This is a genomic window from Caulobacter sp. SRI_008, assembly GCF_057586355.1.
This window is the reverse complement of the sequence record NZ_JBYCZS010000020.1, coordinates 69608-92741: the sequence shown is the minus strand read 5'-3', so window position 1 is coordinate 92741 and position 23134 is coordinate 69608. Positions and strand designations below refer to the sequence as shown.

Here is a 23134-nt window from a genome sequence, read left to right as displayed (position 1 = left end):
TCGATTTTTCGGGTCGGCGCGAGACGGCCCATCGAGGCCTCCCGTCCGCCCAGGAGTTCAGAGGCATATGGTGGAAGACAGGATTCGTCTGCTGATCGTCGAGGGGCGCCGTTATTCGGGCCTTTCCGACGCGCTGCTGGCCGGCGCGGTGCAGGCGGTCGAGGCCCAGGGCGCCGAATACGACGTCGTCACCGTGTCTGACGCCCTGCAGATCCCCGCCGCCATCGCCATCGCCGAGGAGGCCGGCAAGGGCCCGTCGGGCGTGCGCTACGACGGCTACATCGCCCTCGGCGCGGTCATCCGCGGCGAGACCTACCACTTCGAGATCATCAGCAACGAGACCGCCCGCGGCCTCCAGGACCTGGCCGTCGGAAAAAGGTTGGCCATTGGTTACGGCGTGTTGACGGTTGACGACGAGGATCAGGCTTGGAATCGCGCCCGCCTGTCGCAAGGCGACCGCGGGGGCCAAGCCGCTCGGGAATGCCTGGAGATCGTGGGATTGAAGCGTCAGCTGTCAGGACAAGCGCGATGAGCAAGCGCATCCAGCCTCGTTCCGTCTCGCGTCTGGCGGCCGTTCAGGCCCTCTATCAGATGGAAGTCTCCGGCGCCGGCGTCGACGCCGTCGTGCGCGAGTTCTCCGAACACCGCTTCGACCGCGCCGTCGAGGACAGCGAAGGCGCCCAGCTGGCCCAGGCCGACGAGACCTTCTTCGCCGACCTGGTGAAGGGCGTGGTCTCCAAGCAGGCCGCCATCGATCCGGCCATCGTCCGCCGCCTGGCCTCGGGCTGGAAGCTGGAGCGTCTCGACGCCACCGCCCGCGCCGTGCTGCGCGCCGGCGCCTACGAGCTGATGAACCGCCCGGACGTTCCGACCGAGGTGGTGATCGACGAGTATGTCGAGATCGCCAAGTCGTTCTTCGAAGGGCCGGAAGCCGGCTTCATCAACGGCGCCCTGGACGCCATCGCGCGTGACGCCCGAGTCTGACGACGACTGGTTCGACGATCCCGCCCCGGCGACGGCGGCGGAGGACGACGAGTCGTGGTTCGACGACGTCCCGCCGACGGCCGCGCCCGCCGGTCCGGACGAGTTCGAGCTGATCGAGAAATTCCTGCGGCCGCTGACCAACGGCGACCCCGTGGCGCTCGACCTGCTGGACGACGCGGCGGTGCTGCCGTCGCGTCCCGGCTACGACCTGGTGATCACCAAGGACGCCATGGTCGCCGGCGTGCACTTCCTGGCCGGTGAAGAGCTCGACATCGTCGCCAGGCGCCTGCTGCGCACCAATCTTTCCGACCTCGCCGCCAAGGGCGCCGAGCCCTACGGCTATTTCCTGGCCGTCGGCTGGCCCTCGGGCACGACGGTCGAGGATCGCGAGACCTTCGCCCGCGGTCTGGCCGAAGATGGCCAGGCCTTCGGGATAAACCTGCTGGGCGGCGACACCGTCACCACCTCCGGCGCGCTGGTCGTCTCGGCCACATTGCTGGGCTGGGTTCCGCAAGGCGCGGCTGTCCTGCGCCGCGGCGCCCAGGCCGGCGACCGGCTCGTGGTCAGCGGCAGCATCGGCGACGGCTGGCTTGGCCTGCTGGCCCACTGGGGCGAGGTCGAGGATCCCGACGGCGGCCTCGTTCGCCGCTACCGCACGCCCGCGCCGCGCCTGGCTCTGCGCGAGGCCCTGCGCCAGTACGCCCACGCCGCCGCCGACGTCTCCGACGGCCTGCTGGCCGACGCGGGCCACATCGCCAAGGCCAGCGGCCTGCAGGTCAAGGTCGACCTCGACCGCCTGCCGCTGTCGACCGGCGCCCGCGCCTGGCTGGAAGCCCAGCCCGAGCGCGGCGAAGCCCGCATGTCGCTGGCCTCGGGCGGCGACGACTACGAGATCGTCTGCGCCATCCCCCCCGCCGACGTCGCCGCCTTCCAGGCCGCCGCCTTCGCCGCCGGCCTGCCGGTGCGCGACATTGGCGAGTTCGTGGAAGGCGAGGGGGTCGCGGCCCTGTTCAAGGGCAAGGACATCACCCCCCAGCGTCTGGGCTGGCTGCATGGCTAGGGCGGGTTCGGCGAGCGTTTTTCGCCAGAGCTTCGCCTGAACCTTCCCACACCGAGTACGCCCGCCTGTGATGGCTCGTGCTCCCTGAATGCGGGAGTGAATGATCGCTACGCAATCATATGTTGCGACTCTGCAATAGTCGGCGACAAACGGCCAAGCTTGGCGAAGCTTCGGTTTACGAGCCCGCGCGCACCCCCTATCGCCGACATCGCCCAACTCGGGCGTGTATCCTCTGGGGGGGGGTCTCTTCATGCGTTTGTTCATCACCACGGCTGTGGCCGCCTTTGCCCTGGCCGGCGTCGCTTCGGCGCAAGAGACCAAGCCCGCCGCCAAGGCTCCGGCCAACGACCGCGGCCAGTACATCTCGATCGCCGGCGGCGTCATCGGCAGCACCGATTTCGACTACAATTACGCGGGCCCGACGGTGTCGTCCGAGTCCGACGCCGGCGCTCAGGGCGTCATTGCCTGGGGCGCGACGCTGGGCCCGAACTGGCGCGCCGAGCTGGCCGGGGGCTATAGCAGCCAGAAGCTGGAAACCACCTATAGCGGCGGGACGCTGCAAGCGACCTGGGACGGCGGCAAGGCCCAGGTCGTCAGCATCGACATCAACGCCTATTACGACTTTCCCGTGAAGGGCAAGGTGAAGCCCTATCTGGGCGCCGGCATCGGCGTGGCCTCGGTGAAGATCGACGACGGCATCCTGGACGACCGGGGCGACGCCCTGACCCTGCAGGCCATCGCCGGCGCCAGCGTCGAGGTGTCGCCGAAGGTCTCGCTGTTCGCCGAGGGCCGCTACCAGCGCGTCGGCCCGGTCAAGGTCGAGGTCACCAGCGGCTCCAGCAAAACCGAGTCGGACTTCGACCTGTCGAGCTTCGGCGGCCTGGTCGGCGTGCGCTTCAGCTTCTAAGCGCGGGATCGATCCCGAACGTGGAGGGCGCGCCGGATCCCCGGCGCGCCCTTTGTCTTTTCCGGCCTTGGCCCCGGCAAGGCTCGGTAGCGAAACCTCAAGCCTTGTCGGCTAATGGCGTTGACCATGACCCGTCCCGCCATTTCCCGCCGCGCCGTCCTGGCGTTCGCCGCGCCGTTCGTGCTGTGCGCCGCGCCCGCCTTCGCCTCCGGCAAGAAGAAGGAAAAGGAAGGCGGGGAGGGCGAGAAGGAGAAGGCCGATCCGGTGATCAAGCTGGGCTCCATGGCCCTGCCGATCGTCGATGGCGGACGGCTGATCAATTACGTCTTCGTCGAGCTGTCCCTGACCCTGCCGCCCGGCGGCGACGTCACGGCCTTCGCCGGCGTCGAGCCCAAGCTGCGCGACGCCCTGGTCCGCGCGGCCCACAAGCAGCCGTTCAACAAGCCGGGCAGCTATGTCCTGCTCGACGAGGGCAAGCTCAAGAGCACCGTGATGCGTGAAGCCGCCGTCCTGGTCGGCAAGGGCAAGATCGCCAGCGTCACCATCGGCAAGCAGACCCCGCGCAACTTCGTGCCGCCGCCCAAGCCGCCCGCCAAGCCGGGAGCGCCGGGCGCGGCCAAGCCCGCCCCGCAGGTCGATTCGGCTCCCATCATCCCCTGACCCCTTCGCGAACGCCGTTCTCGCAAGCGGTTGCGCGCTTTGCGGGTGGATGGCAGTGTTTCTCCTTGGCGCCGATGTCGGGGCCAGTTCAGGGAGCATCGAGGGGGAATGAGGCCATAAGGCCCGCCCGCCGCTCCCGGTCCGGGGCGGTCGTATTCGCCTCGCGCCGGGAACCGCGACCCCTCGTGAATTGAAACACGAAGGGGCACTAAACCCATGAGTTCTTGGCTTTACGTAGCCATCGGCGCCGGGCTTCTGGCGGTGCTGTATGGCGCGGTTCAGACCGCCAGGCTTTTGAAGGCCTCGCCCGGCGATGCGAAGATGCAGGAAATCGCCGCGGCCATTCAGGAAGGCGCTCAGGCCTATCTGAACCGTCAGTACACCACCATCGCCATCGTCGGCGTCGTGGTCATCGCCTTGCTGGCCTTCTTCTTCAAGAGCTGGGAGCAGCCGGTGGGCTTCGCGCTGGGCGCGATCCTGTCGGGCCTGGCGGGCTTCGCCGGCATGCTGATCTCGGTGCGGGCCAATGTGCGCACCGCCCAGGCCTCTTCCGAGAGCCTGGCCAAGGGCCTGTCGATGGCCTTCACCTCCGGCGCCGTGACCGGCATGCTGGTGGCGGGCTTTGCTCTGATCGGGGTGGCGGGCTATTTCGCCCTGCTGCTGTCGGTCGGCCATGAGGGCACCGACCGGGTCGTGATCGACTCCCTGGTGGCCCTGGGCTTCGGCGCGAGCTTGATCTCGATCTTCGCCCGTCTGGGCGGCGGCATCTTCACCAAGGGCGCTGACGTCGGCGGCGATCTCGTCGGCAAGGTCGAGGCCGGCATTCCGGAAGACGACCCCCGCAACGCCGCCACCATCGCCGACAACGTGGGCGACAATGTCGGCGACTGCGCCGGCATGGCCGCCGACCTGTTCGAGACCTATGCGGTGACCACCGTCGCCACCATGGTGCTGGCGGCGATCTTCTTCACCGGCACCGACGTCGTCGGCTCGATGATGCTGCTGCCGCTGGCCATCTGCGCGGTGTGCATCGTCACCTCGATCATCGGCGCCTTCTTCGTCCGCCTGGGCAAGAAGCAGAACATCATGGGAGCCCTCTACCAGGGCCTCATCGTCACCGGGCTGCTGTCGATCCCGGCGGTGTGGTGGGTGATCCACCAGCTGGTCCCGACCTCGATCGAGCTCGACGGCCGCCTGTTCACCGCCGACAACCTGTTCTACTGCGGCCTCGTGGGCCTGGCGGTCACGGCGCTCATCGTGGTCATCACCGAGTACTACACCGGCACCGGCTTCCGTCCGGTGAAGTCGGTGGCCCAGGCTTCGGTGTCCGGCCACGGCACCAACGTCATCCAGGGCCTGGCCATGTCGCTGGAGTCCACGGCCCTGCCGGCCCTGACCATCATCGTCGGCATCGTCGTGACCTATAACCTGGCGGGCCTGTTCGGCATCGCCATCGCCACCACCACCATGCTGTCCCTGGCCGGCTTCATCGTCGCCCTGGACGCCTTCGGCCCCGTCACCGACAACGCCGGCGGCATCGCCGAGATGGCCGGTCTTCCGCCGGAAGTCCGCGTCACCACCGACGCCCTCGACGCCGTCGGCAACACCACCAAGGCCGTCACCAAGGGCTACGCCATCGGTTCGGCCGGCCTGGGCGCCCTGGTGCTGTTCGCTGCCTATACCGAGGACCTGAAGTTCTTCTCCGAGAACGCCGCCCCGGGCAGCTTCTTCGACGGCATGGGGGCGGTCAGCTTCGACCTGTCCAACCCCTATGTCGTGGTCGGCCTGCTGTTCGGCGGCCTGCTGCCGTTCCTGTTCGGGGGTCTTTCGATGACCGCCGTCGGCCGCGCGGCCGAGTCGGTGGTGGCCGAGGTCCGTCGCCAGTTCCGCGAGAACCCGGGCATCATGACCTACGAGACCAAGCCCGAATACGGCAAGGCCGTGGACATCCTGACCAAGGCCGCCATCCGCGAGATGATCGTGCCGTCCCTGCTGCCGGTGGTATCGCCGGTGGTGCTGTTCTTCGTCATCAACGCCATCGCCGGCAAGGTCGACGCCTTCGCCTGCCTCGGCGCCATGCTGATGGGGGTGATCGTCACCGGCCTGTTCGTCGCCATCTCGATGACCAGCGGCGGCGGCGCCTGGGACAACGCCAAGAAGGTGATCGAGGAAGGCTTCACCGACAAGGACGGCGTCCTGCACAAGAAGGGCGGTGAAACCCACAAGGCCGCCGTCACCGGCGACACCGTCGGCGACCCCTACAAGGACACCTCGGGTCCCGCCGTGAACCCGATGATCAAGATCACCAACATCGTGGCCCTACTGCTGCTGGCGGTTCTGGCCCACGGCTGATCTTGCGATCTGGCTGATACGGAAACGCCCCGGGGCTCATGCTCCGGGGCGTTTTCTTTTGGGCCTCCGAGAGGCGAGCCTCAGTAGCACTCTTCCGGATCGAACGCGTGGATCTCCGCCGCGCCGCCCAGCACCGTCGGCGTGGGCTGGACGCCGCGACGCTCGTCGCCGGTGAAGTCGTGGTCGATGCGCCGGCGGCGACAGGGGCCGAAATAGTCGCCCACCCGCACGAAGTCGCGCGGGTTGTTGATGACCTCGTTGATGCGGTGCATCACCCCGCGCGCGTTGATCGGCTTGGCCAGGAACTCGGTCACCCCGGCCATCCGCGCCTCGTCCAGGCTGCGGCGGGTGGCGTGGCCGGTCATCATGATGATCGGCGCGTAGGGGTTGGGACTGGCCGGCGAGTTGCGCACCCAGTGCACGAACGCCAGCCCGTCCACCGGCTGCATCATCAGGTCGGTGAAGATGATGTCGATCTCGCGCTCGGCGAAAAACTTCAGGCCCTCGACGCCGTCGCCGGCCTCGAGGATCCGCCGCACGCCGGCGGCCTTCAGGATCGCCGACAGGATCCCGCGCATGTTGGCGTTGTCGTCGACGACCAGGATCGTCAACGCCCGCAGATCTGGCCCGCCCACGAACCTTCTCCCCCCAGAGCGACGTCTGGTTGGGGCCAGACGCCGACTAAGCGTGAAGGTTGCTCCGCACGTTGTTTAGCAAACGTTGATACGGCGACAAAAAGTCGCACGAAATCACGCGCTTATGGTCAAGCTAAGTGTCGGCTATCCGACTTAGCGACGATCGCCGGGGCGGGTGCCGGGCACGCCCTCGTCGTCCTGCGGCAGCATGCCGCCACGGCCGACGTTGCCGAGCAGCTGCTCGAGGATCGTCATCTCGCGGCCGCGGGTCGGGGTTTCGCGACCGTTGTAGGCGATGACCTTGCCGTCCTTCAGGGTGAAGGTGTCGACCGAGGCGACCTTTTCGTCGGCGGCGTTGAACTTGATCGCCACCACGTCGCGCTTGATCACCCGCGGCTTGTAGAAGGCCACGCGGTCGGTCGTCTGCGAGACGTAGTACCAGGCGTTGTTGTCGAAGGTGGAGGTGGCCGAGGGCGAGCCCAGCTTTTCCATCACGGTCGACTTGCTGTCTTCGCCGACCTTCATGTCGACAGGCTTGGCCTCGATGGCTTGGAAGCCCGAATAGCTCGTCAGCGGCGTGCAGCCCCCGACGACGGCGGCGAGGCCGATGGCGGCGGCGGCGAAAACGGCGGGACGAAACATAGAGGCTCCGGAACCGGAAGAATGCTGGACTTTGACCTATCGCTCGCGCGGGCTTAGTTCAATGGCCCGCGTAGCTCGACAGGCCATCTATGGCCGGCTCGCGGCGAAATAGAGGCGTGGAATGTTTCTGGATCGGCTTCTGAAGCCTCGTCCCGCAAGGATAGCGGGAGAAAAGCTCTATGCCTCGGCTGTGGCCCAGGCGCGTTCGGCTCGGTTCTACGCCGATCTCGGGGTCCGCGACTCGCTGGAGGGCCGGTTCGAGCTCTTCACCCTGCACGTGGTGCTGGTGATGGAGCGACTAAAGGGGCAGGGCGAGGCGGCGAGCGAGACCTCGCAGGCGGTGTTCGATTCCTACGTGCGCGGCCTCGACGACGCCTTCCGCGAGATCGGCGTCTCCGACACCGCCGTCGGCAAGAAGATGAAGAAGCTGGCCGGCGCCTTCTACGGCCGGCTGAAGACCTATGACGAGGCCTTCGAAACCCTGCCGGACGCGGCCGGTCTCGACGCCGCCCTGGCCCGAACCGTGTTCGAGGAGCGCGGCGAGGGAGACATCGCCGCCGTGAGCGCCTATGTGCGGTCCGCGCGAGAAGCCCTGGCCGGGCAATCGCTGAACGACCTGCTGAATGGAGTGGTGCAATGGCCGAACGTCTGATCGATCCCTGGCCCAGCACCGTCACCCTGGCTCGCGTCGACCGCGGCGGGGTCGACCTGAAGCTGGTTCCCGACGAAACCGTGCGCAAGGCGATCGCCGCGCAGCTGAACCTGGTGTCGCTCGACCAGCTTGAGGCCGACGTCTATCTGCGCTCGTGGATGGACGGGGCCGAGGTGTCCGGCGTGCTGCGCGCCCGCGTCGTCCAGACCTGCGGCGTCACCGCCGAGGACTTCGAAACCCGCATCGACGCCCGCTTCAGCCTGCATGTCCTGCCGGCCAACAGCGAGCACGCCCCCCAGGACGAGGGCGGCGAACTGGGCATGGATCCCGAGAGCGACGATCCGCCCGACGTGCTGGAAGGCGAGACGATCGACGTCTCGGGCTATGTGATCGAGCACCTGGCGCTGGAGCTGGACCCGTTCCCGCGCAAGCCCGGGGCGGTGTTCGTGCAACCCGCCGAGCCCGTCGACCTTTCTCCCTTTGCAGCCCTGAAAGGGCTGAAAGCAAAGGACGAAGAGGGCTGAGTTGGCCCTTTTCCCTCCGGGCGTGATATCACGCCCGGAATCAAGCCGGCCGCGTCGCGACCGTCACAGGAGTCGATAGCGTCTCGTGCCCCAACCCGTTGTCATTTCGGTCGACGCCATGGGCGGGGATCACGGACCATCCGTGGTTGTACCCGCGCTTGAGATCGCCGCCAAGTCCCTGCCTGACGTCCGCTTCCTGGTGCACGGGGACGAGACGGCGCTGAACGCCGAACTGGCGCGCGCGCCGGCCGCCCGCGCCGTCTGCACCGTCGTTCACACCGACAAGTCCATCGCCATGGACGAAAAGCCCGCCCAGGCCATGCGCCGGGGCAAGGGCTCCAGCCTGTGGAACGCCGTCGAGGCCCTTCGCTCGGGCCAGGCCGCCGCCTGCGTCTCGGCCGGCAACACCGGCGCCCTGATGGCCATCTCCAAGCTGATCCTGCGGATGAGCGCGGATCTGGAGCGTCCGGCCATCGTCGCCTCCTGGCCGACCATGAAGGGCGTCTCGGCGGTGCTCGACGTCGGCGCCAATGTCGAGAGCGACGCCGAACAGTTGGTCGAGTTCGCCATCATGGGCGCGGCCTTCCACCACGCCGTCCACGGCTCGACCCGCCCGACGGTCGGCATCCTCAATGTCGGCTCCGAGGACCAGAAGGGCCACGAGGAGGTGCGCGAGGCGCATCGCATCCTGCAGGACAGCCCGCACTTCGACTTCGACTATCGCGGCTTCGTCGAGGGCACCGACATCGCCTACGGCACCGTCGACGTGGTCGTCACCGACGGCTTCACCGGCAACGTCGCCCTGAAGACCGCCGAGGGCCTGGCCCGCTTCTTCGGCAACGAGATCAAGGCCACGCTCACCGCCGGTCCGCTGGCCATGCTGGGCGCGCTGATCGCCTCGGGCTCGCTGAAGAAGATGAAGCGCCGCCTCGACCCCGGTCGGGTCAACGGCGGGCCGCTGCTGGGCCTCAACGGCATCGTCGTGAAGAGCCACGGCGGCGCCGACGCCAGCGGCTTCGCCTCGGCCGTGCGCGTCGCGGTGGATCTCGCCCGCAGCGACTTCACCGCCGAGATCGATCGTAACTTGAAGCGTCTGACCGCGGAAAAAGATCAAGCGGCCAAGGACGACGGCGCCGACGGCGTCGAAACCCAGGGAGCCGCCGAGTGAGCGTAGTCCGTAGCGTGGTGACCGGCGTCGGGGCCTACCTGCCGCCGGGGATCGTCACCAACGAAGACCTGTCGAAGGTCGTCGACACCTCCGACGAATGGATCATCGAGCGCACCGGCATCCGCCAGCGCCACAAGGCTGCCGACGACCAGGCCGTCTCCGACCTCGCCGTCGAGGCCGCCAAGCAGGCGCTGGAGCGCGCGGGCAAGTCGGCCGCCGACGTCGATCTGATCATCGTGGCCACCACCACGCCCGACCTGACCTTCCCGGCCACCGCAGCCATCGTCCAGCGCAAGCTGGGCGCGGGCGTCGGCATCGCCTTCGACGTCCAGGCCGTGTGCTCGGGCTTCGTCTACGCCCTGTCGGTGGCCGACGGCTTCGTCGCCCGGGGGCACGCCAAGTGCGCCCTGGTGATCGGCGCCGAGACCATGACCCGCCTGATGGACTGGACCGACCGCGGCACCTGCGTGCTGTTCGGCGACGGCGCCGGCGCGGTCGTGCTGGAGCCGGGCGAAGGGCAGGGGACCACGGCCGACCGCGGCATGCTGGGCTTCGCCCTGCGCGCCGACGGGACCAAGCAGGACCTGCTCTATGTCGACGGCGGTCCGTCGACCACGGGCACGGTCGGCAAGCTGCGGATGCTGGGCAATCAGGTCTTCAAGCACGCGGTGATCAACATCTCCGAGGCCATCTTCGCCGCCGCCGAAAAGGCCGGCGTGACGGTGCCCGAGGTGGACTGGTTCATTCCGCACCAGGCCAATCAGCGAATCCTCCAGGGCGTGGCCAACCGCTGCGGCATCGACGAGGAAAAGGTCATCTCGACCGTGGCGCTGCACGCCAACACCTCGGCCGCATCGATTCCCCTGGCCTTCGCGCACGGGGTGGCGGACGGCCGGATCAAGCCGGGCGACCTGCTTCTGCTTGAGGCGATGGGCGGCGGTCTGACGTGGGGCGCCTGCGTCCTGCGCCTCTGATGGTCAGGAACCAAGCTTGACCTTGGGTTGGCGTCCGGGCTTCCTCCGCATATGAGGTGTCCGGCTTGACCCTTTGACTTCATGCGGTATTCGCGGCATGCAGTCTTGAGTTGACGAGGTCATGTCGCGCGAGATCGGGGCATTCGTGCGCCCCGCCTGTCGGGTGACTGGTCATTGGCGCGGGCAAGGACTTCTCGTCCGCGTGTTGCGTAAGGGGGCGTTATGAAGGGTTCGACATTGACCCGGGCTGACCTCTGCGAGGCGGTCCACGAGGAAGTAGGCCTGACGCGTCAGGACTGCGCCGGTCTCGTCGAGCGTACTCTCGACCTGGTGGCCGAGGCCCTGGAGAAGGGCGAGACGGTCAAGCTTTCGGGATTCGGCGTCTTCCAGGTTCGCGAGAAGCGGGCCCGGATGGGGCGCAATCCCAAGACGGGCGAGCCGGCCGAGATCGAGCCGCGCCGGGTCATCGGTTTCCGCTCCTCCCAGGTCATGAAGGCGCGCATCGACAGCGCCCTGGGCGACTAAGGGATTCGATGCGGTGGCGAAGGGGCCCAACGCCTTCCGCACGATTTCCGAGGCCGCCGAAGAGCTAGGCGTCCCCCAGCACGTATTGCGTTTCTGGGAGACCAAGTTCTCGTTCATCCGCCCGATGAAACGGGCCGGCGGGCGCCGCTTCTATCGCCCGCAGGACATCGCCGTGCTCAACGGCGTGCGCGCGCTGCTGCACGCCGAGGGCTACACGATCAAGGGCGTCCAGAAGCTGCACCGCGAGCAGGGCGTCACCCATGTGATCGCCGCCGGCCTGGGCCAGAACGGCGCGGCCTTCCTCGAATCTCCCATCACTGACGGCTTCGGCGATTCGTCCGTTTCGCAGGCCCCCAGCCCCGAACGCCGGGCGCGCCTGGTCGAGGCCCTGGACGACCTGACCAGCATCAAGGCCCGTCTGGACGGGCTTTTGACGCGTTCCTGAGGCCTCGCGAAAAGCCCTCGATTTCCGATTGCCGAGTCGGGGAGCGGCGCCTATAAGGGCGCTCCTTCCGCGTCGGAGCGTGGCGCAGCCTGGTAGCGCACTTGACTGGGGGTCAAGGGGTCGCAGGTTCGAATCCTGTCGCTCCGACCATTCTCTCTCCGGAGAGAAGACCGCGGAAGAAACGCAAAGGCCGCCCTTCGGGGCGGCCTTTTTCGTTTCCGGATTATCGCTTGCCCCAGACTATCGCTCGCCGACGTTCAGCGGTTTGTCCGCCTTGCCCATCCAGGTGATCAGCGGAATGACCGGCAGGATCCAGCCCATGCCCAGCGCCACGAAATAGAGCAGGTGCACGGCCCGATTCAGGGGCAGGTGGTCGTAGAGGCTGGTGAAGGCCCAGATCCAGCCGAGCAGGATCGCGATCACGCCGATCGAGCCGATCAGCTTGCGCAGGCGCGCCGGAATGAGGGGAGCGCTCACGCGGATCTCCGGAAAAGGCCGAGAACGGCCAGGAACAGGGTCGCGCCCACGACGGAGACGACCAGGCTGCCCAGGAAGCCCGGGACCACCATGTGCAGGCGCTGGGCGATGAAGGCGCCGATGAACGAGCCGATCACCCCGATCAGCATCTGCATGAACAGGCTGTGGCGGCGGGCCAGGGCCACGTCCGCGATCCAGCCGGCCAGGATGCCGATCACCAAGGCGACGAACACGCCCACGCCGCTCATCTCACATCCCCAGGAACGCGCTGCGCCCCCGCAGCGGGCGCACAATGGCACGGGCAGTGGGGCGCGTCAGGCCCTCGTCTTCGCATCCTTAAGCGCGAGCAGGACATGGACATCGGCGCCTTGCGGGGAGTAGGGGCGCGGGAGTAGGGGTCTTGCCGCCCCATTTAGGCCCAGAACAGGCGTTTTTTCGGCTTCATGACTTCCTTCCTGCGTTCCGACCGTTCCCGGCCCGTCGCCATCTGGCTGTTCGTCGTGGCGGCCCTGGTCTTCGCCATGGTCGTGGTCGGCGGCGCGACTCGCCTGACCGACTCGGGGCTTTCGATCACCCAGTGGAAGCCGATCATGGGCGCGCTGCCGCCGATGTCGGATGAGGCCTGGCGCGCCAATTTCGAGCTCTACAAGCAGATTCCCCAGTATCACTTGGTGAACCCCGACATGACCGTCGAGGCCTACAAGGGCATCTTCTGGTGGGAGTGGGCGCACCGGCTGCTGGGCCGGATCGTCGGCGCGGCCTTCGCCCTGCCATTCGCCTTCTTCCTGGTGCGCCGCATGCTGCCGCGCCGCCTGATCCTGCGCTGCGGGGCCATGCTGGCCCTGGGCGGCCTGCAGGGGCTGGTCGGCTGGTGGATGGTCTCCAGCGGCCTTTCGGAGCGCGTCTCGGTCGCGCCCGAGCGGCTGATGGTCCACCTGGGCCTTGCGCTGGCTCTCTTCGTGCTGCTGATCTGGACCGCGCTCGACGCCTGGAACGGCGCACCGCGCGTCGAGGAGCGCAGCGAGTGGCGCGGCTGGGGCCTGGCCTTCCTGGGCGCGGTGTTCTTCCAGAGCCTGCTGGGCGCCTTGGTGGCCGGCAACGACGCGGGCCTCGTCTACAACGACTGGCCGCTGATGAACGGCTCGCTGCTGCCGACCGAATACGCCGGCAAGGGTCTGTGGGGCACGCTCGCCCACAGCCAGGGCGCGGTGCAGCTGCATCACCGCCTCATGGCCTACGCCGTCTGCGCCGCCGCTATCGCCCTGGCCGTCGGCGCGGCCCGCGCCCGCCGCCTGCCGCACGAGGCCAGGATCGTCGCCTATGTCGTGCTGGGCGTGGTGCTGGTCCAGGCGGGCCTTGGCGTCTGGACCCTGATGGCCGCCGTGCCGCTCAGCCTCGGCGTGCTGCATCAGGCCGGCGCGGCCCTGCTGCTGGGGGCGGCCACCACCTTCGCCTGGCGGGTGCGGCGGCCCTAACCCTATCCCGTAAAATCCCCGCTTTCGCGGGGGTTTTACGGATGGAGGGGAGCCGGGATTTCGCCGATCCGGGCTTTCTGAGTCGGCGCTCGAAGAACTGTCACGAAACTCCAGCACAGGACCCGCATGTCCCTGCTGGAGATCCCCTCGTGATCCGCGTTCCCTCGCTCCTGGCCGGCGTCTGCGCCCTGGCCCTCGCGCCCTTCGCGCCCGTCGCCGCCTTGGCCGCCGACACCACGCCCGCCCAGGCCGCCGACAGCTACTACAAGGCCGGCGAGGCCGCCCTGGCCAAGGCCCTGACCGTCAATCCCAAGACCGGCAAGGCCAAGAACGTCATCCTGTTCCTGGGCGACGGCATGGGCATCTCCACCGCCGTGGCCAGCCGCATCTACGAGGGCCAGCAGCGCGGCGTCGACGGCGAGTCCAACGCCCTGGCCTTCGAGAAGCTGCCCTGGGTGGCGCTCTCCAAGACCTACAGCCACGACACCCAGGTCACCGACAGCGCCGCCGGCATCACCGCCATCACCACCGGCGTGAAGACCCGCAACAAGGTCATCGGCCTGACCGGCCAGGCAAAGCCCGAGGCCTGCGCCGACGAGGCCGCCAACCGCGTCGAGACCATCGCCGAGATCGCCAAGGCCCACGGCCTGTCGGCCGGCGCGGTCACCACCACCCGCATCACCCACGCCACGCCCGCCGGGACCTACGCCCACACCGCCTATCGCGACTGGGAAGGCGACGGCGACATGCCGGCCGAGGCCCTGAGCGGCGGCTGCAAGGACATCGCCCGCCAGCTGGTCGAGGCCCCCGCCAATCTGCGCCTCGACGTCGCCCTGGGCGGCGGCCGCTCGCGCTTCCTGCCGGAAGACAAGGGCGGCAAGCGCGCCGACGGCCGCGACCTGACCGCCGAATGGACCAAGGCCAAGGGCGGCGCCTATGTCACGACCGCCGACCAACTGGCGGCGATCGACGCGACCAAGACCGGTCCGGTGCTGGGCCTCTTCGCGGGCGAGCACCTGCCCTATGAGGTCGAGCGTCCGGTGCTGGGCGAGGGCGTGCCGACCCTGGCCCAGATGGCGACCAAGGCCGTCGACATCCTGGCCCAGAACCCCAAGGGCTACTTCCTGCTCGTCGAGGGCGGCAAGATCGACATGGGCAGCCACCTCAACAACGCCAAGCGCACCCTGACCGAGACCGTCGAGTTCTCGAAGGCCATCGAGGCCGTGCTGGCCAAGGTCGATCTGAACGAGACCCTGGTCATCGTCACCGCCGACCACAGCCACGGCCTGGTGATCTCGGGCTACGCCGCCCGCAGCGCCCCGATCCTGGGCCTGGCCGGCAACGAGGGCGAGCCGGTCGTGGCCGGCGACGGCAAGGCCTACACCGTGCTGAGCTTCGCCACCGGCCCCGGCGGTGCGGAAGGCGCCGAGCTGCGCGCCGACCCGGCCAAGGAAGACCTCGACGAGGTTGACTACCACCAGCAGGCCCTGGCCAACCTGCCCAGCGCCGCCCACTCCGGCGAGGACGTCGGGATCTACGCCGACGGCCCGGGCGCCTATCTGGTCCGCGGCGTGGTCGAGGAGAGCTACATCTTCCAGGTCATGCGCCACGCCTTCGGCTTCGACGCGGCCAAGTAAGGGAATACGGCGCGATGCGGTATTTAGATACCGCATCGCGCAATCCCTTGCTCCACAAGGCTTTCCGAACTTTCCTGCGCGCGCATTGTTGACAGGCGGCCAAGGCTTCGGTATCAGCCGCCCCTCACGCGGACGGAGCCGTTTCCTTGGCCCCCGACGCACAGGAATTACGGATCAATCCCATGCAAAAGACCACGGCTTCCCTGAAGCCCGCCGAGGTCGAGAAGAAGTGGATCGTGGTCGACGCCAAGGACGCCGTTGTCGGCCGTCTGGCGACGTTCATCGCCATGCGTCTTCGCGGCAAGCACCGTCCCGACTACACCCCGCACGTCGACTGCGGCGACTTCGTCGTCGTGATCAACGCCGACAAGGTGAAGTTCACCGGCAAGAAGCTGGACGACAAGGTTTACTATCGCCACACCGGTCACCCGGGCGGCATCAAGGAAACCACCCCGCGCAAGGTCCTGGAAGGTCGCTTCCCGGAACGCGTCCTGAACAAGGCCGTCGAGCGCATGCTGCCGAAGGAAAGCCCGCTGGCGCGCAAGCAACTGACGCACCTGCTGGTCTACGCCGACGCCGAGCACCCGCACCAAGCGCAGAACCCGGAAGTCATCGACTTCGCGGCGCGCAACGTCAAAAACACCCGGAGCGCCTAAGTCATGTCCGAAGCTCAAGGTTTTGACGCGCTGGCCAGCCTGTCCAGCAACCCCGTCGCGGCCGCTCCGGCCGAGCCCAAGATCGACGCCCAAGGCCGCGCCTACGCGACCGGCAAGCGCAAGAACGCCATCGCGCGCGTCTGGATCAAGCCGGGCACCGGCAAGATCACCGTCAACGGCCGTGACCAGGAAGTTTACTTCGCTCGTCCGGTGCTGCGCATGATGATCGCCCAGCCGCTGCAAGTGACCGAGCGCCTCGGCCAGTTCGACGTCGACGTCACCGTCGAAGGTTCGGGCCTGTCGGGTCAAGCCGGCGCCATCCGCCACGGCCTGTCCAAGGCTCTGACCTACTACGAACCGGCCCTGCGCCCGGTCCTGAAGCCGCACGGCTTCCTGACCCGCGACAGCCGCGTCGTCGAGCGTAAGAAGTACGGCAAGGCCAAGGCCCGCCGCAGCTTCCAGTTCTCGAAGCGCTAAGCGCGTCTATACGCGTTTGGAAGAGGGCGCTTCGGTTCACCGAAGCGCCCTTTTTCTTGCGATTTTCTCGGGCCGGCATGGCCCGAACGCGAGCGCCGGTCACACGGCGCTGCAAGACTGGGTCTGAGCACAGGCCGACCCAGGTCGAGGAGTAGGCAATGGCGAACGCCCCCAAGGTCTTCATCGACGGCGAAGTCGGCACCACCGGCCTGCAGATTCGCGAGCGCCTGATCGGCCGCACCGACCTGCAGCTGATCTCGATCGATCCCGACAAGCGCAAGGACGCCGCCGCCCGCGCCGAGCTGCTCAACGCCGCCGACGCGGTGATCCTGTGCCTGCCCGACGACGCGGCCAAGGAAGCCGTCAGCCTGATCGAGAACCCGCTGGTCAAGGTGATCGACGCCTCGAGCGCCCACCGCACCAACGCCGACTGGACCTACGGCTTCCCCGAGCTCGACAAGGAACAGCGCAAGAAGATCGCCGGCGCCAAGCGGATCTCCAATCCCGGCTGCTACGCCACCGGCGCCATCGCCCTGACCCGTCCGCTGGTCTCGGCGGGCCTGCTGTCGTCCGACCTGCCGGTCTCGTTCAACGGCGTCTCCGGCTACACAGGCGGCGGCAAGGCGATGATCGCCGAGTTCGAGGACGAGACCTCGCCGACCTACACCAAGGTCGCCTACCGCATCTACGGCCTGTCGCTGACCCACAAGCACGTGCCCGAGATCCAGAAGCACGGCGGCCTGCTGACCCGTCCGATCTTCACGCCCGCCGTCGGCCGCTACGCGCAAGGCATGCTGGTCGAGCTGCCGCTGCACCTTGGTCTGCTGGAAGGCTCGTGCTCGCTGGGCGACATCCACGCCGCGCTCGCCGCCCACTACAAGGGCGAGGCCTTCGTCGAGGTCGCCTCGCTGGAAGAGGCCAAGAGCCTGGCCACGCTGGACCCCGAGGGCCTGAACGGCACCAACCGCATCAAGCTGTTCGTCTTCGGCTCCGACACCAGCGGTCAGGCCCGCCTGGTGGCCCTGCTCGACAATCTGGGCAAGGGCGCCTCGGGCGCGGCCGTGCAGAACCTCAACCTGGCCCTGGGCCTGGACGAGAAGGCGGGTCTCTAAAAGCTTTCCCTCTCCCTATGGGAGAGGGGGCATGTCCACGCCGTTGATCCCGTCGGCCAGCTTGCGCATCAGCCGCACCAGGTGATCGACGTCCTCGGTGCTCCAGTCCTTGAACAACACCAGGGCCATGCGGGCCCGGGCCGCGTCGACGGCGTCGGTGGCGATCTTGCCCTGAGGCGTGATCACCGCCTCGCGCACCCGGCGGTCGGCCGCGCCGGCCTGACGTTTGACGAGATCCAGCTCTTCCAGCCGCGCCACCTGCCGGCTGACCGTGGAGTGGTCGCGCCCGACCCGGCCTGCCAGTTCCACCACGCCGATCGGCCCCAGCCGCTCGATCGAGACCAGCAGCGGAAACAGCGCCCGCTCCAGGGAAAGGCCGGCTGCCTCCAGCATGGCCGCGTCCCGCTCGGGCTCGTTCATCGCCCCGACCAGATCCATCATCGACCGGTGCAGCGAGGGCAGGGATTTCAAGATATGTGCATTTTGCACATTGTTTGTTGACATGCGGCGACCTCGAACGATTATGTGCATCATGCACATAATGAGGCCGACATGGAAGACCACAGCCCCATCGACGTTCTGATCTGCGGCGCGGGCGCCGCCGGCCTGACCCTCGCCATCGACCTGGCCCGCCGCGGCGTGTCGTTCCGCCTAGTCGACAAGCTGGCCGCGCCGTTCGCTGGTTCGCGCGGCAAGGGGATTCAGCCGCGCACCCTGGAAGTGTTCGAGGACCTGGGCGTCGTGACCGCCCTGCAGGCGGTCGGCGGACCCTATCCGCCCCAGCGCATCCATCGCGCCGACGGCGGCTGCGACGAGGTGCAGGAGATGGTCGTGGCCGCGCCCACGGCTCAGGAGCCCTATCGCACCCCGCTGATGGTCCCGCAGTTCGCCACCGAGGCGGTGCTGCGTGAGCGGCTGAACAAGCTGGGCGGGACGGTCGAATACGGCCGCGAACTGACGGGTTTCGACCAGCACGCGGGCCACGTCGTCGCCCGCCTGCAAGGGCCGTCCGGACCCGAGACGATCGCCTGCCGCTACCTGGTCGGCGGCGACGGGGGCCGCTCCTTCGTGCGCAAGGCGCTGGGGATCGACTTTCCGGGCAAGACCCTGGGCGTGCGGGCCATCGTCGCCGACGTGGTGCTCGAAGGGCTGTCGCGCGACGCCTGGCATCGCTTCAACGAGGGCGACATGGCTCGGCAATACGCCCTGTGTCCGCTGGCCGGGACCGATCTCTTCCAGCTCCAGGCCCCGATCCCTCTTGAAGGCGAGGTCGATCTTGGCGCGGCCGGATTGCAGGCCTTCATCGAAGCGCGGACGCCGGGGACCGATCTGGTTATCCACGACGTCGTCTGGGCCTCGGCCTATGCCATGAACGCCCGGCTGGCCGACCGCTACCGCGTCGGGCGGGTGTTCCTGATCGGCGACGCCGCCCACATCCATCCGCCCACCGGCGGCCAGGGCCTGAACACCAGCGTGCAGGACGCCTATAATCTGGGCTGGAAGCTGGCGGCGGTGCTGGCCGGCGCGCCCGAGAGCCTGCTCGACACCTATGAGGAAGAGCGCCGCCCGATCGCCGCCGGCATGCTGGGCCTGGCGACCGACCTGCTGGAAAAGGCTCGGCGAGGCGACATGCGGCGGGGCCGCGAGGTGCACCAGCTGGACCTGGGCTACGAGGCCTCGTCCCTGTCCCTAGAGACGCCCGGACGCGAGGAGGGCCTGTTGGCTGGCGACCGCGCGCCCGACGCCCTGCTGCGCGATGCGGCCGGCGGGCCGGTGCGGCTGTTCGCACTGATGCGAGGTCCTCACTGGACGCTGGTCGCCAGGGGAGGGGACGCCCCGGCGCGCGAGGGCCTGCGCGTGGTCGCCGTCGGAGAGGGCGGCGCCTTCGCCGATCCCGACGACGCCCTGGGCCGCATCTACGGCCTGGCCGACGGCGACCTCGCCCTCATCCGCCCCGACGGCTATGTCGCCGCCCTGGTCGGGGCGAGTGGGCGCGATCGGCTGACGGCGTACCTCCACCGAGTGTCGCCCGGTTAGGCGTCTTTCGGCGTCTTCCTAGTTCACCAGTCGTCCGTTCTCGGGCGCAGGCTCCGCCGCATTGCCTATTTTCACGTAACACCAATGGAGATCGCGCATCGGCGCGGCGATGGCGTGGGGCAGTTGCCGCAGCTTCCGATAGCTCCTCATTTCCGCGTTGGGGTAGATGACGGATCGCGGTTGGGCCTTGGCCGCCATGCAGTCGGCCGCCAGTTCCTCCAGCACATAGGATCGGCCGCAAGCGATCTTCCGGGCGCTGACAGGCTCACCCCGTTTTTCGAGACGCCGCGTGTATCCGTCGATGTCCGCCTGCAGTGCGGCGCCGAAATCGCCGTCGGTGAGCGCCAGTTCCCGCAGCGCGGTGAGCGTGGCGGGAAAATCCAGCGCTTCCGTATAGTCGTCCCAGCGCATCACCTGCATGCCTGCGATGGCGGCGGCGTTGCGCTTCAACCATTCATCGCCATGTCTTCTCGCCGCTGCATGGGCGACTTGCGGGGCGTCGCTCTTGTTCCAGCGTTGCAGAGTGTCGGCGACCAGGACGATCGGATGGCTGAAGTTCTCGCGTGCAAAATTAGCGATGGCCGCGATGTTTTCGCCTTCATGATAGGGTTGTCCGACCGAGATCGCGACAACGCCTAATTCTGCTTGGCGCCAGGCGCCATTTGGCGTTTTGGGGTAGGCTCTTTCCACCATTTGAGCACCCTGAGGCTATGTGCGGCGTCGCCCGACGCGACTCGCTGACCCATGCTACCCCAATGGTAGAGGCAAGATCGGGACATCATCTGAAGTCGTCGTGGATCGTATGCGTGCCGTATCGGCGACCGCGACTTTGCGAGAAGTTCCTGGTGGAGGGGCGAACGGCGCGCTTGATCGCCGAATTCCTGCTCGCCATCCGCTGGGGGAGCGCGTCGGCGCCATCTCTACACGGGATCGGGTGATCGCTCGCTCTAGACCCGCCAGCGATAGTGCCCCGCCGGCTTGTGCAGCTTCAGCATCCACAGCGGCTCATCCCGCGCGCCAGCGCCGATATTGTGCACCACGCGCGGTTTGTCCGGTCCCTCGACCACCACGCCGATGTGCGGGCGGCCGTTGCCGAACAGGCGCCAGGTGACGATGTCGCCGGGCTCGGGCTGGTCGAAGCCATCGCCCGATCGCGCCGCCTGGCTGGGGCGCACGCGGGCGCCCTGGCGGTCGAGATAGGTCTCCAGGTTCAGCACCCGCCGATGGTCGATATTGGCGTCGGCGCTCTTCTGGCCCCAGGCGCGGCGGGCGGGATAGGCCGAAAAGGCGCGCACCATGTCGGTGTGCACCCGCTCCTGCAAATCGACGTTCCAGGCGTCGCGGGCGGCCCGCACCAGCACGTCGGCGCAGACGCCCGTGGTGCGCAGCACGTCGCCGTGCGGATAGCCGATCGCCCGGTAGCTGGGATCATAGTCGGTGGTCACCCCGACCTGGGCCCGAGCCGCCTTGGCCAGTCGCAGGCCGTCGCCACGGCTCGCCGCGCCCAGCCAGGGGGCGGCGGCCAGCAGGCCCAGCGCTGAACGGCGATCGAACTCGAGCATGGCGGCAAGCTCCGCCGTGATCGGGGCGAGTTTTGGGCGAACGTTGGTCTTCAAGGTGGCGGCGCTGACCCCCTCCGGCCCTCCGGGCCACCTCCCCCAGAGGGGGAGGATCTAGGAGCGCCGCGCCAGATAGATGCTCCCCCTCTGGGGGAGCTGTCGCGGAGCGACTGAGGGGGAGCGCGAAGCGCTTAAGCCGCCGCGTTCGAGCGCACCCGCACGAAGCTGCCCGGGGCGTCCTCGAACGCCTTCAGCGGACCCTTGGCCGGATCCCGCGCCGGGATCAGCTTGCCGGACTTGGCCTTCAGCCAGCCCGCCCAGTGCGGCCACCACGAGCCGGGGTGCTCCACCGCGCCCGACAACCAGCCCTCGACCGAGCCGGGCAGGTGCTCGTTGGTCCAGTGCTGGTACTTCTTCGCATCGGGGTGGTTGATCACGCCGGCGATGTGGCCCGAGCCGGCCATGGTGAAGGTCACCGGCCCGCCGAAAGCCCGCGCCCCGCGATAGACGCTGCGATAGGGGGCGATGTGGTCGTCCCTCGACGACTGCACGTAGATCGGCGTCTTGACCTTCGACAGGTCCAGCTGTTCCCCGCCCAGGCTCAGGCGGCCGTGGGTCAGGTTGTTGTCCTTGTAGAAATTGCGCAGGTAGAACAGGTGCAGCGATTTGGGCATCCGCGTCTGGTCGGCGTTCCAGAACAGCAGGTCGAACGGGCGCGGCTCCTTGCCCATCAGGTAGTTGTTGATGAAGAACGACCAGATCAGGTCGTTGCCGCGCAGGGCGTTGAAGGTGTCGGCCATCGACTGGCTGGGCAGGAAGCCGCCTTCCTGGTCCATCCGCTGCTCGATCTCCTTCAGCCAGGCCTCGTCGGTGAACAGCAAGAGATCGCCGGCCTCGGCGAAGTCCTGCTGGGCGGCGAAGAAGGTGGCCGAGTTGATCCGCTTGTCGCCGCGCGCGGCCATGTGAGCCATGCCGCACGACAGCAGCGTGCCGCCGATGCAGTAGCCGACGGTGTTGACCCGATCGACGCCGCATTGGGTCATCACCTGCTGGCTGGCGTCGTAGATGCCCTCCAGCATGTAGTCCTCGAAGGTCTTGGCCGCGAGCTGGCTGTCGGGATTGACCCACGAGGCCACGAACACCGTGAAGCCCTGGCCGGTCAGCCAGCGGATCATCGAGTTCTCGGGGCGCAGGTCGAGAATGTAGAACTTGTTGATCCAGGGCGGGAAGATCAGCAGCGGGATCTCGTATTGCTGCTCCGTGGTCGGATCGAACTGCAGCAGCTGCAGGATGTCGTTCTGGTAGACCACCTTGCCAGGCGCGGTGGCGACGTTCTCGCCGACCTTGAACTTGGCCAGGTCCGTCTGGCTGATGGCCAGCTGCCCGCCGCCGCGCTCCAGGTCGGCGGCGAAGTTCTCCATGCCGCGCTTGAGGCTCTCGCCGCCCGTCTGCATCACCTCGCGCAGGGCCGCGGGGTTGGAGATCAGGAAGTTCGACGGCGAGAAGGCGTCGGTCAGCATCTTGGTGAAGAATTCGACCCGGCGCTTGGACTGCGGGTCGACCGTCTCGGCCTGGGCCACCAGGCCGTTCAGCCAGTTCGACGTCAGCAGGTACGACTGCTTCATCATGTCGAACACCGGGTTGGTCACCCAGTCGGGGTCGGAAAAGCGCTTGTCGCCGTGGGCCGGGGCGACGACGGGCTTGGTCTCCTCGCCGACGGCGCGGCGGGCGGCCGACTGCCACAGCTCCATGTAGCCGTTGAAGAGGTCGGCCTGGGCGCGCAGCAGCCGGTCGGGCTGGGCCGCCAGGCTGCCGATCACCTCGTTGAGGGCCGGGCCGACGTGGAACGGGTCGGGCGACAGGGCCGCGGGCCGGTCGGCCTGGCGCAGGGCGGCCTCGGCGATCGCGCCCTGGGCGGTGACCGCCGCGCGGGCCAGGTTGGCCGACAGGGTCTCCATCATCCTGCGCTGCTCTTCGGTCAGCAGCGAGGCGATGTCGGGTCCGGCGGAGAAACCGGCGCCCGAACCTGCCTGGGCTGATTCGGGTTTGGGGTCGGGCTGTGGCGGTGGAGGAGGGGGCTTTGGCGCGGCGGCGGGCTTCTTGGCGGCTGCGGCAGGGGCTTTTCTGGGCTTCGGCGGCGCCTTGGCGCTCTTGCCCGTGTCCTTGCCGGTGGTCC

General features: G+C 68.0%; 26 protein-coding genes and 1 tRNA gene. 19 read left to right on the top strand and 8 right to left on the bottom strand.

Features of this window, described 5'->3' with window-relative positions; translation table 11 throughout:
• Positions 1 to 67 precede the first annotated feature (67 nt).
• From AC2YHT_RS17975 to AC2YHT_RS17950, 6 genes are all read left to right on the top strand, one after another.
• Entirely contained in the window at positions 68 to 532 is a 465-nt protein-coding gene (locus AC2YHT_RS17975) for a 6,7-dimethyl-8-ribityllumazine synthase (RefSeq protein ID WP_487291118.1), read from the top strand.
• Positions 529 to 984, top strand: a complete 456-nt coding sequence (gene nusB / locus AC2YHT_RS17970; RefSeq protein ID WP_110118236.1) for a transcription antitermination factor NusB — start codon at positions 529 to 531, stop codon at positions 982 to 984. The genes AC2YHT_RS17975 and nusB overlap by 4 nt, the downstream gene beginning before the upstream one ends.
• Positions 893 to 2044: a thiamine-phosphate kinase gene (thiL, locus tag AC2YHT_RS17965; protein WP_487291117.1), complete on the top strand. Its 1152-nt coding sequence runs from the start codon at positions 893 to 895 to the stop codon at positions 2042 to 2044. The genes nusB and thiL overlap by 92 nt, the downstream gene beginning before the upstream one ends.
• A 250-nt stretch (positions 2045 to 2294) precedes the next feature.
• Complete coding sequence (locus AC2YHT_RS17960) at positions 2295 to 2951, top strand: outer membrane protein (protein ID WP_487291116.1); 657 nt, start codon at positions 2295 to 2297, stop codon at positions 2949 to 2951.
• A gap of 126 nt (positions 2952 to 3077) precedes the next feature.
• Positions 3078 to 3611: a hypothetical protein gene (locus AC2YHT_RS17955; RefSeq protein WP_487291115.1), complete on the top strand. Its 534-nt coding sequence runs from the start codon at positions 3078 to 3080 to the stop codon at positions 3609 to 3611.
• 216 nt (positions 3612 to 3827) lie between these two features.
• Positions 3828 to 5963 carry a sodium-translocating pyrophosphatase gene (locus AC2YHT_RS17950; RefSeq protein ID WP_487291114.1) on the top strand — a complete coding sequence of 712 codons (2136 nt, stop codon included), beginning with the start codon at positions 3828 to 3830 and terminating at the stop codon, positions 5961 to 5963.
• Between the two features lie 80 nt (positions 5964 to 6043).
• Here the strand turns inward: AC2YHT_RS17950 and AC2YHT_RS17945 are convergent, their stop codons facing one another.
• Together AC2YHT_RS17945 and AC2YHT_RS17940 are read right to left on the bottom strand one after the other, a co-directional pair.
• Positions 6044 to 6598: a response regulator gene (locus AC2YHT_RS17945; RefSeq protein ID WP_487291113.1), complete on the bottom strand. Its 555-nt coding sequence runs from the start codon at positions 6596 to 6598 to the stop codon at positions 6044 to 6046.
• 153 nt (positions 6599 to 6751) lie between these two features.
• Positions 6752 to 7240 (bottom strand): outer membrane protein assembly factor BamE, encoded by a 489-nt coding sequence (locus tag AC2YHT_RS17940; RefSeq protein WP_110118244.1) that lies wholly within the window; start codon positions 7238 to 7240, stop codon positions 6752 to 6754.
• 121 nt (positions 7241 to 7361) lie between these two features.
• Between AC2YHT_RS17940 and AC2YHT_RS17935 the strand changes: the two genes are divergently transcribed.
• From AC2YHT_RS17935 to AC2YHT_RS17905, 7 genes are all read left to right on the top strand, one after another.
• The gene (locus AC2YHT_RS17935; protein WP_487291112.1) at positions 7362 to 7892 is read left to right on the top strand and encodes a ubiquinol-cytochrome C chaperone family protein; all 531 of its coding nucleotides are present in this window, start codon (positions 7362 to 7364) and stop codon (positions 7890 to 7892) included.
• Complete coding sequence (locus AC2YHT_RS17930; protein ID WP_487291111.1) at positions 7877 to 8416, top strand: YceD family protein; 540 nt, start codon at positions 7877 to 7879, stop codon at positions 8414 to 8416. The genes AC2YHT_RS17935 and AC2YHT_RS17930 overlap by 16 nt, the downstream gene beginning before the upstream one ends.
• Before the next feature lie 85 nt (positions 8417 to 8501).
• Positions 8502 to 9584, top strand: coding sequence for a phosphate acyltransferase PlsX (plsX, locus tag AC2YHT_RS17925; protein WP_487291110.1), 1083 nt, complete (start codon positions 8502 to 8504; stop codon positions 9582 to 9584).
• Complete coding sequence (locus AC2YHT_RS17920; protein WP_487291109.1) at positions 9581 to 10558, top strand: beta-ketoacyl-ACP synthase III; 978 nt, start codon at positions 9581 to 9583, stop codon at positions 10556 to 10558. Before plsX ends, AC2YHT_RS17920 begins: the two co-directional genes overlap by 4 nt.
• 222 nt (positions 10559 to 10780) lie before the next feature.
• Positions 10781 to 11083 carry an integration host factor subunit alpha gene (locus AC2YHT_RS17915; RefSeq protein ID WP_110118249.1) on the top strand — a complete coding sequence of 101 codons (303 nt, stop codon included), beginning with the start codon at positions 10781 to 10783 and terminating at the stop codon, positions 11081 to 11083.
• 13 nt (positions 11084 to 11096) lie between these two features.
• Positions 11097 to 11528: a MerR family transcriptional regulator gene (locus tag AC2YHT_RS17910; protein ID WP_487291108.1), complete on the top strand. Its 432-nt coding sequence runs from the start codon at positions 11097 to 11099 to the stop codon at positions 11526 to 11528.
• A 73-nt stretch (positions 11529 to 11601) separates the two neighbouring features.
• Positions 11602 to 11678: transfer RNA gene (locus tag AC2YHT_RS17905), tRNA-Pro, on the top strand.
• A gap of 90 nt (positions 11679 to 11768) precedes the next feature.
• Here the strand turns inward: AC2YHT_RS17905 and AC2YHT_RS17900 are convergent.
• Positions 11769 to 12011, bottom strand: a complete 243-nt coding sequence (locus tag AC2YHT_RS17900) for a DUF2842 domain-containing protein (RefSeq protein ID WP_487291183.1) — start codon at positions 12009 to 12011, stop codon at positions 11769 to 11771.
• Entirely contained in the window at positions 12002 to 12253 is a 252-nt protein-coding gene (locus AC2YHT_RS17895; protein ID WP_487291107.1) for a GlsB/YeaQ/YmgE family stress response membrane protein, read from the bottom strand. Before AC2YHT_RS17895 ends, AC2YHT_RS17900 begins: the two co-directional genes overlap by 10 nt.
• Positions 12254 to 12448: 195 nt before the next feature.
• Between AC2YHT_RS17895 and AC2YHT_RS17890 the strand changes: the two genes are divergently transcribed.
• The 5 genes from AC2YHT_RS17890 to argC all read left to right on the top strand — a co-directional run bounded on the left by AC2YHT_RS17890 (position 12449) and on the right by argC (position 17362).
• Positions 12449 to 13480, top strand: a complete 1032-nt coding sequence (locus AC2YHT_RS17890; RefSeq protein ID WP_487291106.1) for a COX15/CtaA family protein — start codon at positions 12449 to 12451, stop codon at positions 13478 to 13480.
• A 149-nt stretch (positions 13481 to 13629) separates the two neighbouring features.
• A complete protein-coding gene (locus AC2YHT_RS17885) occupies positions 13630 to 15117 on the top strand; it encodes an alkaline phosphatase (protein WP_487291105.1) in 1488 nt (495 codons plus the stop codon).
• Positions 15118 to 15299: 182 nt separating this feature from the next.
• Positions 15300 to 15773 (top strand): 50S ribosomal protein L13, encoded by a 474-nt coding sequence (rplM, locus tag AC2YHT_RS17880; RefSeq protein WP_110118255.1) that lies wholly within the window; start codon positions 15300 to 15302, stop codon positions 15771 to 15773.
• Positions 15774 to 15776: 3 nt separating this feature from the next.
• Positions 15777 to 16250 (top strand): 30S ribosomal protein S9, encoded by a 474-nt coding sequence (gene rpsI, locus AC2YHT_RS17875; protein WP_487291104.1) that lies wholly within the window; start codon positions 15777 to 15779, stop codon positions 16248 to 16250.
• A 158-nt stretch (positions 16251 to 16408) separates the two neighbouring features.
• Entirely contained in the window at positions 16409 to 17362 is a 954-nt protein-coding gene (gene argC / locus AC2YHT_RS17870) for an N-acetyl-gamma-glutamyl-phosphate reductase (RefSeq protein ID WP_487291103.1), read from the top strand.
• A 15-nt stretch (positions 17363 to 17377) separates the two neighbouring features.
• Here argC and AC2YHT_RS17865 read toward each other — a convergent pair whose 3' ends face one another.
• The gene (locus tag AC2YHT_RS17865; RefSeq protein ID WP_487291102.1) at positions 17378 to 17833 is read right to left on the bottom strand and encodes a MarR family winged helix-turn-helix transcriptional regulator; all 456 of its coding nucleotides are present in this window, start codon (positions 17831 to 17833) and stop codon (positions 17378 to 17380) included.
• 81 nt (positions 17834 to 17914) lie between these two features.
• Here AC2YHT_RS17865 and AC2YHT_RS17860 point away from each other — a divergent pair, with 81 nt between their 5' ends.
• A complete protein-coding gene (locus AC2YHT_RS17860; RefSeq protein WP_487291101.1) occupies positions 17915 to 19399 on the top strand; it encodes an FAD-dependent oxidoreductase in 1485 nt (494 codons plus the stop codon).
• An 18-nt stretch (positions 19400 to 19417) separates the two neighbouring features.
• Here AC2YHT_RS17860 and AC2YHT_RS17855 read toward each other — a convergent pair whose 3' ends face one another.
• The 3 genes from AC2YHT_RS17855 to phaC form a co-directional block, all read right to left on the bottom strand.
• Positions 19418 to 20092 carry a hypothetical protein gene (locus AC2YHT_RS17855; protein ID WP_487291100.1) on the bottom strand — a complete coding sequence of 225 codons (675 nt, stop codon included), beginning with the start codon at positions 20090 to 20092 and terminating at the stop codon, positions 19418 to 19420.
• Between the two features lie 254 nt (positions 20093 to 20346).
• Complete coding sequence (locus AC2YHT_RS17850) at positions 20347 to 20961, bottom strand: DUF1287 domain-containing protein (RefSeq protein ID WP_487291099.1); 615 nt, start codon at positions 20959 to 20961, stop codon at positions 20347 to 20349.
• 188 nt (positions 20962 to 21149) lie between these two features.
• The gene (phaC, locus tag AC2YHT_RS17845) at positions 21150 to 22919 is read right to left on the bottom strand and encodes a class I poly(R)-hydroxyalkanoic acid synthase (RefSeq protein WP_487291181.1); all 1770 of its coding nucleotides are present in this window, start codon (positions 22917 to 22919) and stop codon (positions 21150 to 21152) included.
• Between the last annotated feature and the right edge of the window lie 215 nt (positions 22920 to 23134).

Excerpts from the sequence above, each read along its gene's own strand:
- AC2YHT_RS17975 (WP_487291118.1), top strand. The coding sequence starts at position 68 with ATGGTGGAAGACAGGATTCGTCTGCTGATCGTCGAGGGGCGCCGTTAT.
- nusB (WP_110118236.1), top strand. The coding sequence starts at position 529 with ATGAGCAAGCGCATCCAGCCTCGTTCCGTCTCGCGTCTGGCGGCCGTT.
- thiL (WP_487291117.1), top strand. The coding sequence starts at position 893 with ATGTCGAGATCGCCAAGTCGTTCTTCGAAGGGCCGGAAGCCGGCTTCA.
- AC2YHT_RS17960 (WP_487291116.1), top strand. The coding sequence starts at position 2,295 with ATGCGTTTGTTCATCACCACGGCTGTGGCCGCCTTTGCCCTGGCCGGC.
- AC2YHT_RS17955 (WP_487291115.1), top strand. The coding sequence starts at position 3,078 with ATGACCCGTCCCGCCATTTCCCGCCGCGCCGTCCTGGCGTTCGCCGCG.
- AC2YHT_RS17950 (WP_487291114.1), top strand. The coding sequence starts at position 3,828 with ATGAGTTCTTGGCTTTACGTAGCCATCGGCGCCGGGCTTCTGGCGGTG.
- AC2YHT_RS17940 (WP_110118244.1), bottom strand. The coding sequence starts at position 7,240 with ATGTTTCGTCCCGCCGTTTTCGCCGCCGCCGCCATCGGCCTCGCCGCC.
- AC2YHT_RS17935 (WP_487291112.1), top strand. The coding sequence starts at position 7,362 with ATGTTTCTGGATCGGCTTCTGAAGCCTCGTCCCGCAAGGATAGCGGGA.
- AC2YHT_RS17930 (WP_487291111.1), top strand. The coding sequence starts at position 7,877 with ATGGCCGAACGTCTGATCGATCCCTGGCCCAGCACCGTCACCCTGGCT.
- AC2YHT_RS17915 (WP_110118249.1), top strand. The coding sequence starts at position 10,781 with ATGAAGGGTTCGACATTGACCCGGGCTGACCTCTGCGAGGCGGTCCAC.
- AC2YHT_RS17895 (WP_487291107.1), bottom strand. The coding sequence starts at position 12,253 with ATGAGCGGCGTGGGCGTGTTCGTCGCCTTGGTGATCGGCATCCTGGCC.
- AC2YHT_RS17890 (WP_487291106.1), top strand. The coding sequence starts at position 12,449 with ATGACTTCCTTCCTGCGTTCCGACCGTTCCCGGCCCGTCGCCATCTGG.
- rplM (WP_110118255.1), top strand. The coding sequence starts at position 15,300 with ATGCAAAAGACCACGGCTTCCCTGAAGCCCGCCGAGGTCGAGAAGAAG.
- rpsI (WP_487291104.1), top strand. The coding sequence starts at position 15,777 with ATGTCCGAAGCTCAAGGTTTTGACGCGCTGGCCAGCCTGTCCAGCAAC.
- argC (WP_487291103.1), top strand. The coding sequence starts at position 16,409 with ATGGCGAACGCCCCCAAGGTCTTCATCGACGGCGAAGTCGGCACCACC.
- AC2YHT_RS17860 (WP_487291101.1), top strand. The coding sequence starts at position 17,915 with ATGGAAGACCACAGCCCCATCGACGTTCTGATCTGCGGCGCGGGCGCC.
- AC2YHT_RS17855 (WP_487291100.1), bottom strand. The coding sequence starts at position 20,092 with ATGGTGGAAAGAGCCTACCCCAAAACGCCAAATGGCGCCTGGCGCCAA.
- AC2YHT_RS17850 (WP_487291099.1), bottom strand. The coding sequence starts at position 20,961 with ATGCTCGAGTTCGATCGCCGTTCAGCGCTGGGCCTGCTGGCCGCCGCC.
- phaC (WP_487291181.1), bottom strand. The coding sequence starts at position 22,919 with ATGATGGAGACCCTGTCGGCCAACCTGGCCCGCGCGGCGGTCACCGCC.